The 15,392-nt window shown below is 70.1% G+C and carries 18 protein-coding genes; 14 read left to right on the top strand and 4 right to left on the bottom strand.

Going from position 1 to position 15,392, the window contains the following annotated elements; genetic code table 11:
* Positions 1 to 80: 80 nt before the first annotated feature.
* On the top strand, positions 81 to 617 hold the full coding sequence (locus tag ACLF5H_RS23920) for a hypothetical protein (RefSeq protein ID WP_421678078.1): 537 nt from the start codon (positions 81 to 83) through the stop codon (positions 615 to 617).
* Between the two features lie 870 nt (positions 618 to 1,487).
* On the opposite strand, the gene ACLF5H_RS23915 is transcribed toward ACLF5H_RS23920, so the two are convergent.
* The 4 genes from ACLF5H_RS23915 to ACLF5H_RS23900 all read right to left on the bottom strand — a co-directional run bounded on the left by ACLF5H_RS23915 (position 1,488) and on the right by ACLF5H_RS23900 (position 3,757).
* Positions 1,488 to 1,784 carry a helix-turn-helix transcriptional regulator gene (locus ACLF5H_RS23915; RefSeq protein ID WP_421678077.1) on the bottom strand — a complete coding sequence of 99 codons (297 nt, stop codon included), beginning with the start codon at positions 1,782 to 1,784 and terminating at the stop codon, positions 1,488 to 1,490.
* 133 nt (positions 1,785 to 1,917) lie between these two features.
* A complete protein-coding gene (locus ACLF5H_RS23910) occupies positions 1,918 to 2,253 on the bottom strand; it encodes a hypothetical protein (RefSeq protein ID WP_421678076.1) in 336 nt (111 codons plus the stop codon).
* 79 nt (positions 2,254 to 2,332) lie between these two features.
* A complete protein-coding gene (locus ACLF5H_RS23905; RefSeq protein ID WP_421678075.1) occupies positions 2,333 to 2,890 on the bottom strand; it encodes a UTRA domain-containing protein in 558 nt (185 codons plus the stop codon).
* 54 nt (positions 2,891 to 2,944) lie between these two features.
* The gene (locus tag ACLF5H_RS23900; RefSeq protein ID WP_421678074.1) at positions 2,945 to 3,757 is read right to left on the bottom strand and encodes a GntR family transcriptional regulator; all 813 of its coding nucleotides are present in this window, start codon (positions 3,755 to 3,757) and stop codon (positions 2,945 to 2,947) included.
* Between the two features lie 487 nt (positions 3,758 to 4,244).
* Between ACLF5H_RS23900 and ACLF5H_RS23895 the strand changes: the two genes are divergently transcribed.
* The 13 genes from ACLF5H_RS23895 to ACLF5H_RS23835 all read left to right on the top strand — a co-directional run bounded on the left by ACLF5H_RS23895 (position 4,245) and on the right by ACLF5H_RS23835 (position 15,388).
* On the top strand, positions 4,245 to 4,853 hold the full coding sequence (locus tag ACLF5H_RS23895; RefSeq protein ID WP_421678073.1) for a hypothetical protein: 609 nt from the start codon (positions 4,245 to 4,247) through the stop codon (positions 4,851 to 4,853).
* Positions 4,854 to 5,027: 174 nt separating this feature from the next.
* Positions 5,028 to 5,177: a hypothetical protein gene (locus ACLF5H_RS23890; protein WP_421678072.1), complete on the top strand. Its 150-nt coding sequence runs from the start codon at positions 5,028 to 5,030 to the stop codon at positions 5,175 to 5,177.
* A gap of 82 nt (positions 5,178 to 5,259) precedes the next feature.
* Positions 5,260 to 5,445, top strand: a complete 186-nt coding sequence (locus ACLF5H_RS23885; RefSeq protein WP_421678071.1) for a hypothetical protein — start codon at positions 5,260 to 5,262, stop codon at positions 5,443 to 5,445.
* A 146-nt stretch (positions 5,446 to 5,591) separates the two neighbouring features.
* Positions 5,592 to 5,900 (top strand): WhiB family transcriptional regulator, encoded by a 309-nt coding sequence (locus ACLF5H_RS23880; RefSeq protein WP_421678070.1) that lies wholly within the window; start codon positions 5,592 to 5,594, stop codon positions 5,898 to 5,900.
* Between the two features lie 171 nt (positions 5,901 to 6,071).
* On the top strand, positions 6,072 to 6,497 hold the full coding sequence (locus ACLF5H_RS23875) for a hypothetical protein (protein WP_421678069.1): 426 nt from the start codon (positions 6,072 to 6,074) through the stop codon (positions 6,495 to 6,497).
* Positions 6,498 to 6,538: 41 nt separating this feature from the next.
* Entirely contained in the window at positions 6,539 to 6,730 is a 192-nt protein-coding gene (locus ACLF5H_RS23870) for a DUF5999 family protein (protein WP_421678110.1), read from the top strand.
* Positions 6,731 to 6,810: 80 nt separating this feature from the next.
* The gene (locus tag ACLF5H_RS23865) at positions 6,811 to 7,203 is read left to right on the top strand and encodes a hypothetical protein (protein WP_421678068.1); all 393 of its coding nucleotides are present in this window, start codon (positions 6,811 to 6,813) and stop codon (positions 7,201 to 7,203) included.
* A 59-nt stretch (positions 7,204 to 7,262) separates the two neighbouring features.
* Positions 7,263 to 9,464, top strand: coding sequence for a hypothetical protein (locus ACLF5H_RS23860; RefSeq protein ID WP_421678067.1), 2,202 nt, complete (start codon positions 7,263 to 7,265; stop codon positions 9,462 to 9,464).
* A 112-nt stretch (positions 9,465 to 9,576) separates the two neighbouring features.
* Complete coding sequence (locus ACLF5H_RS23855) at positions 9,577 to 10,056, top strand: hypothetical protein (RefSeq protein ID WP_421678066.1); 480 nt, start codon at positions 9,577 to 9,579, stop codon at positions 10,054 to 10,056.
* A complete protein-coding gene (locus ACLF5H_RS23850; RefSeq protein ID WP_421678065.1) occupies positions 10,053 to 10,361 on the top strand; it encodes a hypothetical protein in 309 nt (102 codons plus the stop codon). The genes ACLF5H_RS23855 and ACLF5H_RS23850 overlap by 4 nt, the downstream gene beginning before the upstream one ends.
* Positions 10,362 to 11,572: 1,211 nt before the next feature.
* Positions 11,573 to 12,712, top strand: coding sequence for an ATP/GTP-binding protein (locus tag ACLF5H_RS23845; protein WP_421678064.1), 1,140 nt, complete (start codon positions 11,573 to 11,575; stop codon positions 12,710 to 12,712).
* A 20-nt stretch (positions 12,713 to 12,732) separates the two neighbouring features.
* A complete protein-coding gene (locus ACLF5H_RS23840) occupies positions 12,733 to 13,149 on the top strand; it encodes a conjugal transfer protein TraB (RefSeq protein ID WP_421678063.1) in 417 nt (138 codons plus the stop codon).
* An 82-nt stretch (positions 13,150 to 13,231) separates the two neighbouring features.
* Positions 13,232 to 15,388, top strand: a complete 2,157-nt coding sequence (locus ACLF5H_RS23835; RefSeq protein WP_421678062.1) for a chromosome segregation protein ParM — start codon at positions 13,232 to 13,234, stop codon at positions 15,386 to 15,388.
* Positions 15,389 to 15,392: the final 4 nt, after the last annotated feature.

Below are 15,392 nucleotides of genomic sequence, written 5' to 3'. Positions count from 1 at the left end.
CACCGCAGCCGTGCTCATCGGCCCACCCGCGCACCCGACGCGGGGAAGAACCTGCCGACCGGACCATCGTTGCCCAGAGCATGGGATCCAAGAAGAACCCCGCAGCCCGCCGGGCACAGAAGAACGCCCGCAGGACCACCAGGAAGCAGAAGGGAACCCGCTCGACGATCACTGCCAGCCGCACGGCACGCGGACGCAGCCTCTTCGACCTGAACCCTCCCGGCACCTTCTACCAGGAATGGGACACACCCACCGGTAACGACAAAGAGCTCTTGGACACGGCGACCACCGCCTTCGGCGCCGACTCCGACGAGGCGACCACCACCCGCCTCATCCTCGAGTACCGGGACATCTACGGCCCCCGCATTCCGATCGCAGCCGCCGCCCACCTCGACCTGATCGTCCGCGATACCGACCTCGCAGCCGAACTCGCCACGTCGATGGGTTCCTCCATGAACGACGTCCGCGAATCGCTTCACTCCCTGCACGCCCAGGGCATGCTCCTCGTCGCGGACGACGAGTCCCTGTGGATGACCATTCCCCCGGGCACGCCGTACTCCGCAGCAGGAGGCCAGTGGGCGTTCGTTGAACAAAAGGTGGCGGCGCCGTCCAACTGAGCGCCGCCACGCGTCGCCAGAAGAACGCAACTCGAGGACAACGCAGTTCGGGGCTGCTTCCGGATCCATCCGCCGACCCTGCACCGGGCAGCCTGTGAACAGGGGACGCTCAGCTCGGGCCACCCCCCGCGCTCCCACACGACGGGCAACAATTTCGGAAACCGTCCCGCCACACGGGACGGCACCCCCGCGGATGCCGCCGTCGACGGAGTTGTTGATGAACTCCGCGACCGGGTGCATGAGCGGGGCGGCCGACACCGCGACCCAGCCCTTCGAAGCCGCTCCGAAACCACCGCGCTTGTAGCTTCCTACCGGAAGACCCTCTTCCTGAACGAATCGGAAAAGTGAGGATGAACCGTACGCCGATCCCGTCCCACGGGACGATCGCCACGCCTGAACTGGCATGAAACGGACAGGGTCAAGCTGACAGAAGACGCCACTCTCGTGCACTATTGGGAAAGACCTGCTCTCCATATAGCTGGACCGACCCGAGCCCCTCGGGGCTGGGCCTGGCCAGATGTGTGGATGGGTTGGGATCGCCCCCTTCGTGAGAAGCGGGCGGACACCGACCGGGTGGGGGGGAGATTTCTCCTCTCTCTTGGTTTCTGCTGAACCGCGACGCCCCTGTGGTGGGGGCCCGCGGGTGAAGCGATCGGACTGCTGTGGCTGTGGTGGCCGCAGGCGGACCGGTGGTGTGGCCCTGATGAGGGGCCGGGTGAAAACGAGCGGCTTGATCAGCCGCAGCTCAGGACCAGCGCTAACTGGGATCTGAGCGACCGACTCGGGTTATGAGCCCGGTCGGAGACGGGCCGCGCGAGGCCAGCGGGTGGTAAGTCCGCTTCTTGGCGCGCGCGGCCGATGGCCGCTAGGTCATCCCGACCCCCTTTCGGAGGCCGGCGTCGTGCTGCCTGCATCCAGCTCAGCAACCTCGGGGAAACGCTCCGCGAGCCCCTTGAGCAAGTGGATGTAGACCGCGCGATGGGGTCTCCGGGGGTGGGTTTGGCCTAGCTCCCAGCGGGCTACGGCCAGGCGTTTCACGCCTACAGCGTCCGCGACTTCCTGCTGAGTAAGTCCCGCAGCGAGGCGCAGCTGTTGCCGCGCGCGCGGCGTCGGCAGGACGTCGTCGAGGAGAGCGTTGACCCGCTGCATGGGATCCGCGTCGGACATGCCCCAACCTCTCATGATCACCGAATCCCTGAAAGATACACGACGGGATGCTGAGTCCCACCCGGCAACCGCAGAAGACGAGCGCGGCGCTTGCTTCACGGCTCCTCCTTCACGGTGGATGCGGGCTTCTGGGTCAGTTAGTTGTGTCGCCACTGGCAGCGCGATGGGCCTGGAGCACGTATGCGTACGCCGCTCCCAGATGGCCGTACACCGTCGCCGAGTCTGCGGAAGCCGCGGCGGCCGCGGACTCTGCGGCCCTGTGCAGCTGCTGGGCGACGGCGGAGGGCATGGTCGGTGTGTTCGCGAACTCGCCTAGGCTCCGAGCGATCTCGGAGAGGGGGGCGTCCTCGAGGACACCGGTCGGACCGCCGGGGCCCGAGAGCGAGGGGATCCACCCGTTGGTCACGGCGAGGGAGCTGCGGATCTCGCCCACGAGTTCGGTGGTGGTGAGCCGCTTCTCAGTGTTCATGGGGGGATCGGTCTCCAAGGACTCGCAGGGGCTTACAGGGCGGGCGCCCTGGCGTGGCCGGGGCGCCCTGGGTACTGCGTCAGGCGAGCGGAGCGGCGTAGCGCAGCTTCCAGCCCTTGCCCAGGACGTGCTGGGTCACCTCGACCACGCGCCCGTCGGCGGTGCCGACGTGGTTGATGGTCAGCACGTCGGCGCCCTCGGGCAGACCGAGGCGGGCCGACTCCTCCGAGGTGGCGGGACGGAGCTCGACGTCCTCGACGGCGGTGACGCCCTGGTCGAACCCGGCCTCCTTCATGCGGCTGATGATGCCGCCGACGCCGGTGTCCACCTGCTCGATGCCCGCGGCCTCGGCGACGTCGACCGGGATGTATGTGGTGGCGAGTTGAATGACGCGGTCGCCGTCGAACATCTCGCGGGCCCGCACGACGACGTCGCCGTCGACGCCCAGGAGCTGAGCGACATCCGTAGGCGCGGTGGCGCGGCTGACGGAGACCTCGGTGCGAGGGGTGCGGCCGGACCGGCGCAGTTCGGCGTCGAACGCACCGTGCGCGCCGTTCTCTTCGCGATGGCCGGTGGTGTACCGAGTGCGCGCGTCCCGCAGGACCACACCGCTGTCGTCGATTCGGTTGCTAGCCATGTACTGAATGCTCCTTGCTGGTGTCTTGATGGACGCTTGTGTGTTCCGTGCTGGTCAGCCGGTTCCCGGGGTGTCGATGACCCACTCGTAGGCCAGCCGCCACTTGGAGCGCGGCAGGACGTGCAGGCAGATCTCCACGATCCGGCCTTCGGCAGTCAGTCCCTTGTGCGTGATCTCCAGCACGGCTCGCTCTGCCGGAATGCCGAGGGCATCGGCTTCCTCCGGCGTTGGCGAGCGAACTTCGATTTCTTCGCGCAGCCGAACCTGCTTGAAGCCGGCCTCCGCCATCCGCGATTTGCTGCCACCCGTGCCCGTGTTGTTCTCCGCGAGCACGGGGCAGGCATCGACGACGTCCGGCGGGAACCAACTGGTGGCCACCTGGACGACTTCCAAGGCATCGTCGTTGCCCGGGAGTCCCACTCGCATGATCCGTTCACGCTTGAGGGTCTTCGCGCGGTGGTGCATCCCGTAGATCTCAGCGATCTTCTTCGGCGGCACGTCCTTGGCGATCGTGACGAGCGGGTCCTTGTTCTCGAAGCCCATGGACCGCATCTCCGCCTCGAAGGCCCCAACGGCGCCGCCGGCCTCTCGCAGCGTCGGCAGGTAGCGCTGGGTGCGATCCGAGACGATCTTGCCGATCACCAGGGACACGTAGGTGCCCTTGCCTCGACGAGAGAAGACCAGACCTTCATCTTCGAGCACGCCGTAGATGTCCCGCGCGGTCTGGTAGGCGATGCCGTGTTCCTTCTGGAGCTGAGGCACGCCAGGCAGGCGCGACCCAGGTGCGAGTGCGCCTCGCTCGATCTTGTCCCGGATCTCGGATGCGATCCGTTCGACCTTCCCGGGTTCCCTCTGCTTGGTGGCCACTGCTCCCCCTCTCCGTGCGCATCGTGCGGCCAGCGGATCTCGCTGCCCGGTGCGCACAGCATCGCACGTCTAGTTGTTTCTCGAAAGCCAAGACTCGCCCTCGTTTAACGATACCCAGAAACTAGCAGGTCAGAAGGGGTGATAGAAACAAGTTAGCTAGACGGGTTGACCGAGGGGGGATAGCAAGGTTCAATCGAAGAGCCCCAGCAAGCGGTGAGTAGCCGAATGCGGGGCGTAGCCGGTGCTGTACCTGCACCTTTGGGCACGTGGCCGGCCGCAAGACCGCAGTAGTCGTCCGCCCTTCGGGGCGGCCGGGGTTGAGAGCACCACCGAACTCCCCCGGAGCCTGACGGCCGCGACCACTGTGTGCACGTCGCAGCGCTGTGCGCTGTCTGTCCTACGGGACGTCGGCCTCGTGCCGGGCGGCCCGGAGGGCAGAGAGAGCATCGCGACGCGCTCCCTGCCACTCCGTCCACGAGGAGTCCAGATGTCTGCTTCCACCCTTGAGCGCACCGCCCGCACCCGCCGGAGCCGGACCCGTTCGCGCACCGTCAACGCCCGTCCGGCGCTGGCCCTCTCCACCCTCAAGCCCCACCAGTACGACCTGCGCCCCGCCTGCGCCTCGCTGGTCTGCCCCGACTGCAAGACCTGGGTGCCGATCACCGGCCTCGGGAGCAAGACGACCAAGGTCGTGCCGCACGACACCGGCCGCGCGGGCAAGGACGCCGCCGTCCGATGCCGCCTGGGCAGCAACCGCTTGGTCAGCGTCGACATCACGGTGAAGAAGTGGCGGGAGCGCCTGGAGGACGGTCACGCGGAGACCGGTCACCGCCGCAAGACCACCGTGCTGCGCAAGCCGAAGGTCGCCGTCGCCCCGGCCGTCAGCCAGATCGCCGCGCAGAAGCAGGCGCCGGCGGCCGACGAGCACGGTGATGGTCGGCCGATGTGGTTGCTGCGTGAGGTGAAGTGGGCGGCGACCGAGTCGGCGGTACGCGACAGCGACACCCGCCGCGCGCAGCTGCCCGCCGGTGCCGCGCCGCTCGGTGCGCCGCCGGTGCCGCTCACGACGCTTCACCCCGAGCGCCGCACGAGCTGACTCGCTCCGGACGAACGACCACGGCCCCGGCCTCCCCTGCGAGGGGGTGGCCGGGGCCGTGGCTGCTCGTACAAGCAGTCAGCTCCCCAGTTGGGGAGTGATCGCGACAGCCCTTGGGATTGCGGCCCGACGGGCTGTCCAGGACCTGATCTGGAGGACCTGATGCAGCACAGCATGACACGCACCGCGCAGCAGCCGCGGGCCGGGATCATCGACGACATCGAGCGCGAGGACGATGCCAAGGGCTACGAGCCCGAGGACGCCGCCCGTGTCCTGGGTCCCATCGTCGAGCCCGTGCAGGCCGGTTGGGGGGTGGCGGCGTGATCACCAGCCTCACCGACGCCGAGCGCGAGGAGCTGTCGCGGAAAAACGCGGAGCAGAACAAGAGGTCGGAGGCCAACCGCCGATGAGGGCCGCCTCGACCGACGACCTGTTCTCCCGCTACATGAAGGCGTTCGAGGACTCCGAGACGCACACCGCCGCCTGCCCGCCCTGCCAGGGCGAGACGCCATGTGCGGTGGGGATCCCGCTTCACGAGCGGTTCGCTCGTCTTCAGGACGCCTACCTCGCACGTCAGAAGCAGCAGGGCTGATCCCGGGCCCCGCCCGCCGCCCGTCCCCGTGCCCCCACGGGGACGGGCGGCGGACAGCGCTCGCCCGTTCCGGCCGTCAAAACACCTAACAGCCCTGCCGACCCCCGGGGCTGTCTTCCCGCTCTGGACCTTCTAGGGAGGCCCTGATGAATCGCGGAACCATCGTACGCACCAGCTACGCCCCCTCCGCCGACCTGCCGATCAACACCAACTGGCGTGGCAGCGGCGCGTGTCGAGAGGAGGACCCCGAGCTGTTCTTCCCCGTCGGTAACACCGGCCCCGCCTTGCTCCAGATCGAGGAGGCCAAGTCCGTCTGCCGCCGCTGCCCGGTCATGGAGCGCTGCCTGCAGTGGGCGCTGGAGACGGGCGAGGCACACGGCGTGTGGGGCGGCCTCACCGACGCCGAGCGGCGCCTGATGAAGCGCTGCGTCGCCCGACGTCGCACCACTACCTGAGTACTGGCGAGCGATCACGGTCCTTCTCCCGCCCAACAGAGAGGTGGGAGGGGGGCCGTGACTGCTCGTACGGCAGTCGGCTCTCCGGTCGGGGAGTGGCGACGGCCTCCCAGGGATTTGGGCCCTGGGAGGCCTTGTCGCAGGTCACCATCAAGAAGGGACACGACCTGCATGAACATCATTGCACTCGAAGCTGCCCAGACGCCCCTGCCGGTGCGGCCCACCCCGCACGAACGTGACGGCCGGCAGGCCCCGCCCTCCGGCGGGCGTCCTCACCCGCAGCACCGGCAGAATGAGGATTCGCTGATCCTGGAAGCGCTGCGCCGGGTCGTTGAGCAGCAGATCGGCCCGCGCGACGTGGGCGCGCTCTACACCACCGGCGACGGCGGCGTGGTCGAGGTGGTCGCGGTGGTCCGCGACCCCGAGCGAGCGCGGGCCCTGCTCGGCCGTCGCTGCGCCCAGTGGGCGCTCGTCGTCAAGGACGTGCTGCGGCCGGACAGCGAGCCGGTCGCGGTCGGCACTGCGTGGGCGGTCTCGGACTACCTGGTGCGCGAGGCGAACGGCGTCCGCGCGGCGCGGAAGGCGGTCGCCGCATGATCGCCCCCGACACCGCGACCACCAGCCGGCGCCCCACCTCGCTGTGCACGCACTCCCCCGCATGCCCGGCCGCTGCGGCCCCGGACCGGGAGGCCGCCCGCATCGTCGCGACCCACCCGGAGCAGGGCTGGAGCCTGCTGTGCAACGGCGTCCTGGTCTTCGACGACACCGGTGACCTGCTGCCCGACGGCCAGGTCGTCGCCCCTCATCGGCCGGTCGCCGTCCTGGCCTGACGGCTGCCTGATCCGCGCGCACCGACTGCCCTCGTGGTGGCCTGGGACGGGCGGTGACGGGGAGCCGGACAGTCCGGACCATGATCACCAAGGAGCCACGGATGCCTTCCTCCACTTCGGTCGCCACCGCGACCGCGTTCAAGGCCGACGATTACGTGCTCTACCGCAACCCCGAGAGGTTCTGGCGCGGCGAGGCGGCCCACACATTCGTCTGCCGCGTCAGCAGCGCGGTGCTCTTCGCCGGCGGTGAGTGGCGTTACAACTTGCAGCCGATGACGGGTGGCCTGATCTGCGAAGCCCGGGGCGACTACATGCGGCTGCTGCCGCCCGCCGACGTGATGCATGACATCGACACCGCCCCGCTGAACACCGGTGGCGCGGCCGTCGACATGACCGCGGCTGCGACGGCCTGGCTCACCCAGCAGCACGCGACGGCCAACCGCCGCCCGGACCTGCCCGTGCAGCGCGACTGACCGAATCTGTGGACCGGCCGCCCCCGCGAGGGGCGGCACTCGATCTGGAAGGAGGCGGCGTGACCGCCACCCGAAACCGCAACAAGAGGCCCTCCGCCCGCAAGAAGCCGGCGGCAACCCGCCCGGCTTCGCCGCCCACCGCCTCCACCACCCCTGTTGTTCCGGCCCCGGTCGGCCTGGTGGAGCCGGGGACGGACTGGGAGGCACTCGCCCGGGTCGCGGACGCCCGCGACCAGGCCGCTGACATCATCGACTTCGCGCGTGAGCAGGCCGCATGCGTCCAAACGGCCGCGGAGTCGGCCGTCGCGCGCACCGTCACCGACACTCACGAGCAGGTCGCGGCGCTGCTGACCGAGGCGCAGAGCCGCGCTGCGGGTATCACCGCCGATGCCGACCGGGAGGCCACCGCCCACCGCACGGCGGCCAGGTCCGATCTTGAGGCGGCACGCGGCGAGGCCGATCAGCTCCTGGCCGACGCACGCGAGCGTGCCGAGACCCTCGTGGCGGAGGCCCGCGCGCAGGTCACCGACCTCACCGAGCTGGCCACCACCGACCGCGAGGCCACGGCCACCGCGGTCGCCGAGCTCCGCCGCCTGGCCGAGGCCGACCTCACCGAGATCAGCGCCCTGGTCGGCCAGCGCCGCACCGATGCCGGCCAGATCCTCGCCCGCGCCCAGGAGCAGGCCGACGAACTGTTGGCTGCGGCGCAGCGCGAGGTCGACCAGGCCCGTGAGCGGTTCGCCCAGCTCGCCAAGACGGCCGCCGATCAGTACGACGGTCGGCGGGGTGAGGCGGAGGCGCTGTACGCGGACGCGGTCAAGGCCGCCGGCGAGCGGCGCCGCGAGGCCGACGCCCACGTCGCCGCCGCGCACACCGAGGCGGAGCAGAGCCGTTCCGAGCTGCGCGAGCAGTTGCGCAAGCTCACCGAACAGTTCGACGTGGAGGCCGCTGACAAGCGCAAGGCCCTCGCCGACGAACTCGCCGGACTCAAGACCGCGTGTGACACGCAGCGTGAGCGCCTGCGGCAGGAAGCCAAGACCGTCGCCGTGCAGTTGCGGGAGGCCGCCCAGAAGGAGGCCGACCGCATCACCTCGGAGGCGGAGCGCAAGGCCAAGGGCATCGCCGACCGGGCGCAGGCCGATGAGGCCCGCGCCCGCCGGATGCTCGATGAGGCCCGCGAGGCCAAGCGGGCCAACTCCCGATGGCGCGGCTGGCACCACAAGCTCAGCCGCAAAGCGTGGAGGACGGCTCCGTGGATCGCGCTCGCCGCCGGCGTCGGCCTGGCCGCCTCCGGCGAGTACGAGCTGGCCTGCATGGTCGGCATCAACCCGTACGTCGCTCCGCTGCTGCCGGTGTCCATCGACGTCTACTGCGTCACCGCGTTCCGCACCAAGAAGGACATCGGGGCGGCGCTCGCGCTGATGGCATCGGCCAACGTGGTCTTCCACCTGTCGGAGCAGGCGCACCTCGTGCCCGAGGGGCACTCCGCTCCGTGGTGGCTGACGACGTTCGTCGTGCTGATCTTCGTGGCCGTCATCTGGCGCGTCCACTCGCTCATGCACGACGACGGTGCGGACGGGCACGGAAGCAAGGCCGGTTCCGCCGCCCGTACAGGTACGGACGGCGGAAACGGAATGGCCGCCCGTACAGGTACGGACCGGCGTACCGACGCGACGGACACCGCATCGTCCAGCCGTACAGAGGGCGCGAGCCGCGGCCTGTACGCCGCGCACAATGCGGTTCGCGCCGACGGCACGGGCGCTGGATGGGACGGTACGGACCCTGCACGTCCCGCCTCGCACCCGCCGCACGACGGCGGCACCAAAACGGCGGTGACCAGGGCGTACAGCGACCGTACAGGTGGCGTACACACCCCCTCTGAGAGGGGGGCGCGTACAGGTACGGCGGCCGGTGGGCGTACCGGGACGGCCAGCGCGGCCGTACAGGGACGCACCGGCGCCATCAGCGTCCGTACACAGCCTGGCGGCGAGGGCGTTCCCGGTGCCCGTACAGGTACGGACGCCGCGTCCTGTGGCGCAACCGGAACGGGCAGTACGGCGGGCGCAGAGCGTCCCGGTACGCCTGTACGGACGGACGAGGAGCTCCTGCCGCTCGTACAGAACCTCCCCCGCGGCGGGGACGGGTTCGTGACGCTCTACCAGGTCCGCAACCAGCTCTCCGTCAACAACACCCGCGCGGTACGCCTGCTTTCCAAGGCCGGCCTGCTGCGCCCCGAGGACGCGGACAAGCACCTCACCTGATCCGAGTCCGGCACACACCAGTGAGGGCCAGCCCATCGGAAGTGGGCTGACCCTCGCTGCGACTGCCGGAAGCAGTCCAGCCCCACCAGCACACCAGGAGGGAATCCCCGCTGTGAACGGCACCAACGACCCGACCTACTCCCCTCTGCGTGACGTCGCGCAGAACCCGGAAGCAACCGCCCGGTACCTGGCCGATGTCCAGCGGGTCCTGCTGGACATCGGCAAGAACCTGGAGACCCTCGCGCACGAGACCCGCGTGCACCTGCGGGACACGCACGTGGAGGGCGACCGCTGGTACCACGCCAGGCTGCGCGCGATGCCCGTGGAAAAGGCCCTCGGACAGGTCCTCAAGAACCTGAATGACCTCACCGAAGGCCTCGAAAAGAGCGCCTACAAGCGTCGCGCCCATGACGAGGCCGTGGTGAATGCAATCAAGGACAGGAAGGAAAGGGAGCTGGAAAGGCAGCGGAAGAAGAACCCGCCGAGCCTCCAGGCCGCGCCCGCTCCGCCGCAGCAGGGTGCGCAGAGCCAGAATTCCGGGTATGGTGGTCCTACGTCGATTTACGACCTCGGTAAGAGGGAGTCGGCGTGACGCGCCCCCTCAGCAGCGCCGAACGCTCCATTCAAGGGCGGAATAGCTGGCTGCAGGACGAAGAGCGCAAGGCGATCGAAAGTCGCGGGGAAATCGGCCGGATGGAATTCTGGCTTCGCGTTACTCGGTCCGTAATCACCAAGGAAATCAAGGCCGGGCGCGGCGATGTCATCGCCGCGTTCACGCTGGTCTGCCGCCTTTTCAAGCTCGTGCTGGAGAAGCGGCGGGCGGGCGATCCGCGGCTGTTCGACCACCTCATGCAGTACGCGGACACCGTCCTGAAGCAGCACGGTCCGCATCACTGAGCGTCACCCACGAAGGTCCCGCCGGGCTCCGGCGGGGCCTCGCGCGCGTAAAGCGTGCACACGTGCACGTGCACGCGCGTGCACACGAGACCCCACTGTCTGTCAAGTCCCCCTGGAAGGGAGGTGCGCATGTCCGACGAGCCCGACGACACCGGCGGCGGAAGCGTGGTCCACGGCCCGTGGAGCGGCGATTCCACGTACTCGCTGCCACCGACCCCGGATTTCATCGACACCATTCCGCCGCCGGAAGACATTCCAACCGCTCCCCCGGAGACCCCGGAGGAAACGACGATGGAACTGCCGCCGATTCCGGCCCCTCCGGACCCGTCCACGGCGCTGCGTTCCGAAGGAATTACCGCACCGGAAAGCGGTGAAGGCGACAGCGAATACGAGGAAAATGAATACGAGGAAGGTGAATACGGACAGCCTCGTTCTCTCGCTGACCGTCTCGGTGACTGGCTCGAATTCCGGCTCGAAAAGATGCGTGCTCTTCATGAAGGTGAAGCTCCTTTCCGTGAGGCTGAAATAGCACGGAAGGTGGCGCTGCTGGAGGGCCGCACCGCGCAGGAAGTCGCGATGATGGAGCAGAACGGAAAGCTCCACACCGCGATGATGAAAGCGAAGGGCGACAAGGCGGCGGCGCGAGGAAAGGCGGATGCCGACCGCACGAAGCCGTCCAGCTCCGGCCTGGGGGCGGACAAGGGCCGCTCGAAGGCCGGCGGCGGGTCCTCCCGCGGCGGCGGCAGCGGTCCGTCCCGCAACAGCTCGAGCCCGGGGCCGAACCGCTCCAGCGGCTCCCGCGGAGCCAACTCCGGTGCCACTGGCAGCCGTTCCGGCTCCGGTTCGTCCGGGGGAAGCGGAGGCGTAAAAGGCAGCGGGAAGGGCCCTGACCGATCCTCTGGCGGCCGAACAGCCGGGCCCGGGCGCACCGGTTCGCCCGGGGGCTCGAAAGGCGCTCAGGCGGGCTCTGGCAGTTCCCGCCGCAGCGCCGGCTCGAGGGGAGACGCCGCCGGCCGGGCGCAGCACGGCCCGGCGTCCAGCGCCCGTGCCGAGCGGGCCCGCGGCCGCCCCGTGCCGAGCGGGCCCGCGGCCGCCAGGAGCGGGCCGGAGCCTGGCAGGCCGCACGGCAGGAGCGGCGCAGTGCCGGGCACACCGCCGGTGTCGCGGACCGGAGCAGGGACCGCGACCAGGCCCGGGCGCAGCGGCAGCAGGTGTGGGAGGACCGCCGGGCCAAGCGCCAGGAGCGGGACGAGGCACGGAAGGCGAAGCGGGAAGCCGCCGCGTCGTCCGAGCCGGGCCGCACCACGCTGGGCCAGGCCGTCGGCGAGGAAGCCCAGCGCCGCTGGGACAAGCGCCGCGCCGACGCGAAGGCCGCCGCGGACGCGAAGGACGCCAAGGCGGCCGGGACCGAGAAGGTGAACCTGACCAAGGACAAGGACGCCAAGGACACGGAGGACGCACCTGACGGGGCCTCCGGCGCCACGAAGGACGGCGAGGCGGGTGAAACGCCGGAGTCGGAGTCGACGGCAGGTGACAGGGCGTCCGACGGTGCCAGGAAGCGGTGGCGGTTCCGGCGCCGGCGCGCGGGCGGCACGGACGGACGTACCCGCCGCGCCGGTCGCACCGGCTGGGCCGGCTGGGCCGGGCGTGGTCGTTGGTGGCGTGCCGGCCGACGTGGCCGTCCGGCGGGCAGCCCGTTCGGCGAGGAGGAATCCGCCCCGACGGCTGAGTGGCCCGGGCACGAGACCCGCCCGCCACCCAAGGGCGCCGCGAAAGACGACGACGACATCGTCGACGCGGAGATCATCCCCGACGAGCCCGCAGGCGTCACGACCGGCGTGCGGGGCCTGTCACCCGCGCCGGAGAAACACACCGCACGGCCCGGCACCAGCCGACCGACCAGCACGGAAGGGAGCAGCATGAGCAGCCCGAGGACCAGCAGGCCGTCCGGCGGGGGTGGTGGTCTCGCCGCCCAGCACCGAACGGACATCACGTTCGACGAGTACCTGATGGAGATGGCGAAGATCGCCATCCAGACCGTCTCCAAGCAGGAGCGCGCCGAAGCCCTGGTGGAGGCCCTCAGCCGAGTCGCCGACGCCCTGCAAAAGATGGCCGACGACCTGGCGGGCGACCACAACATCACCGCCGAGGTCACCGACCTGGTCGCGGACCTGGCCGACGCCGCCGCCCGCATGAAAGAGCAGGCCAAGCGGTGCAGCGAGCAGTGCGGCTACGCACGGGAGGCCACCCGGATCGCGGCCGAGTCGGTCGCCCGCGTCTACGGCGAGGACATGAACGCGAAGGAAGACGCCGGCCTCAGGCACGCGTCGGCCGCCGCCCACCACGACTAGACCTCAAAGGAAACCCGCTGATGAGCAGCGACCTCGCACCCCATAACACCGGCGCCACTGGCTCGGCCGATGACGGCAACCAGTTCAAGGCCACCCAGGTCAAGCTGAGGAAGCTCGGCGCGGTACTGGACGACGCCGCCATCGAGCTCCAGGGCCTACGCCGCAGCATGCTGGCCGACGCCAACCGCGTCGACGGCGTCGCGACCGACATCGAGCACGCCGACCTGGACTCGAAGTTCGTCGCCCTGACCGAGAACGTGGCCAGCGCCCTGACCGGCGCCGCGCTCGAGATGAAGACGCTGGCCGCCATGGCCCAGGAGACCGGCGACCTCACCGACCAGACGCGGCGCACCCACGCCAAGCTCTACGGCGCGACCGACGACATCCGCTCCAACCGGCGCGAGAAGACACCCAAACCCGGATTCTTCAACCGCTGACCCCCTCCCCCACCCACCCCGCCGCAGGCGGCACCGCGTCACCTGCGGGGCCGCCCGCGGCTGTTCCCGAAGGAGAAGACCGGTGGCCACGCCGCGCAGTGTCACGCTCGAACGCCTCGCCTACACCCTTGCCGCGCCCGTGCTGGCCGTGGCCCCGAACCTCTACCCCGACAGCCCCGCCAACCAGGTCGTGCAGCTCGCCGGCGCCGCCGGGATCGGCGGCTGGGTCCTGGCCGCCAAGAGCGACAAGCCCGGCGCCGGGCGCAAGATCCTGCGCTGGTCTCCGCTGGTCCTGGCCGCCGCCGTCGACGTCGCCGCCGGGTACACCACCGGCTTCGGCCCGTGCTGGATGGACGGGCTGCTCGCCGCCGGATGGGCGGCGGCCGGCTGTCTGGTGATGCCGTTCTCCCGGCACACCCGCCGCCGCCACCGCCCCGCGCTCGCAACCCAGGCCCCGGCCCAGGCCCCCCAGCTGGCGCCGGCCGAAGCGCCCGAGCCGCCCCCGGCCGTACCGGACGACGGAGCCGACCTGCTCACCCGCGACGCCCGGATGCTGTGGGAGCAGGCCGGGATGCCCGGCCGCACGCACATCGTCAAGGCCACCCGGCACCCCGGCATGCAGCACGACATGACGATCCTGCTGCGCGCCTCGGAGACGGGACGGCCGATCACCGGCCTCAACGAGGCCGATGTCGCCGCGCCGTTCGGCGTGCACTCCGGTGACGTCGTCCTGGTGGAGGTCGCCATCCAGCCCGGCCGCCAGGGCGGCCCCGGATGGCTGGAGGCCCGCATCACCCCCGACGCCAACGCCCGGCGCCGCGCCAAGCCGACCGCGCAGGAGCGCTGGATCGACCGGGTCGCCCGCCCCAAGGGCGGCGCCCCCGGCTCCGAACTGGTCCACAAGACCCGCGACAACGAGCGCGGGGTCACCTTCTACCGGGCGAAGATGAGCGACTCCACCGAGTCGCCGCGCATCGACCTGCCCAAGGTCTGCCGTGCGCTGGACCTGCCCGAGGACGACTCCTGCGTGTTCGTCCTCATCGACGGCGCCGAGTTCCTGATCAGCGCGTTCGACACCCCGCCACTCAGCGCGATCTTCCCCGCCACCCGAGAGCTGCTCACCCCGGACACCAAGGGCATGTACGTGTGCGGGTTCACCATCACTGGCCAGCCGGTGAAGACCATGGTGTACCAGCACGACAAGAACGCCCCCGCCCACGGCCTCACCCTCGGGGTGTCCCGCTCCGGCAAGACACAGTTCTTCGCGATCAACATGGCCGCCCAGTCCCTGGACGGCCAGGTGGTGTGGCTGTCCACCGTCCGCAAGGACGAGAAGACCACCGTGCTCGGGAGGTACATCGACCGGCAGGGATCGAACGCCCTGTGGATGGCCCGCTCGCTGCGGGCGGCGAAAGCACTCTGCGAGATCAGGGCGGAGATGCCCTGGCCGCACGACGGCCAGCCGCACGACTACAAACCGGGCGACCCGCGCTGCCCGTACCGGCAGCTCAACGTGTACGCGGACGAGTTCATGACCGCGGCGCAGGACGCGGACTTCGGCGATTTCATCCAGAAGGACGGCGAGGACCTCACGGTCACCGGCCTGAAGTACGGCGTCAGCTTCAACCCGGCCGGACAGAGCCCGTTCGCACACAACGGGTTCTCCACGGAGATGAAGGACAACCTCCGGCAGAACTCGCGCCCGGTCATCTTCAACATGGGCTCGCCCGCCGCCACCCGCAAGGCGGCGGAGGGCACCATGGAGAACGCCTACGACGTGCCGACCATCCCGGCCCGCTACTCCCGCAGCGAAGGCTCCGCGATCGAGCGGGCCATGCGCGGCGAAGCGGACCCGGAGAACGGCGTCAGCACCGGCGGTGTCGCGGTCATCATCCTCGACAACGGCCGCGCCGTGCTCATGCGGTCGCTGTACGCGGACTTCGACACCGACCTCTCCGAGCTGTTCCCCGACGACGTCAACCGGCTCACCGACCACGAGATCAGCGAGCTGACCAAGCGAGGCCTGTGGTTCGACTGGAACGAGCCCGAGCCGAGGCCCGGTGAGTTCTGGCCCGAGCCCGACGAGGACGACGAGGACGAGGGCCGCCCCCGCCGGCGCGGCGCAGGCGGAGGCAAGGGCGGAGGCGGGCGCGGCTCCAAGGGCGGCGGCCGCCGCTCCGAGCAGGTCACCTCCCCCCGCCAGGCACTCGAGGCCATCAAGAGCCTCACCGACGCCTGATCAC

The organism is Streptomyces sp. LaBMicrA B280 (assembly GCF_049222185.1).
Classification (GTDB): Bacteria; Actinomycetota; Actinomycetes; order Streptomycetales; family Streptomycetaceae; genus Streptomyces; species Streptomyces murinus.
The sequence above is the reverse complement of the archived record's forward strand: the minus strand, read 5'-3'. Positions and strand labels throughout refer to the sequence as shown.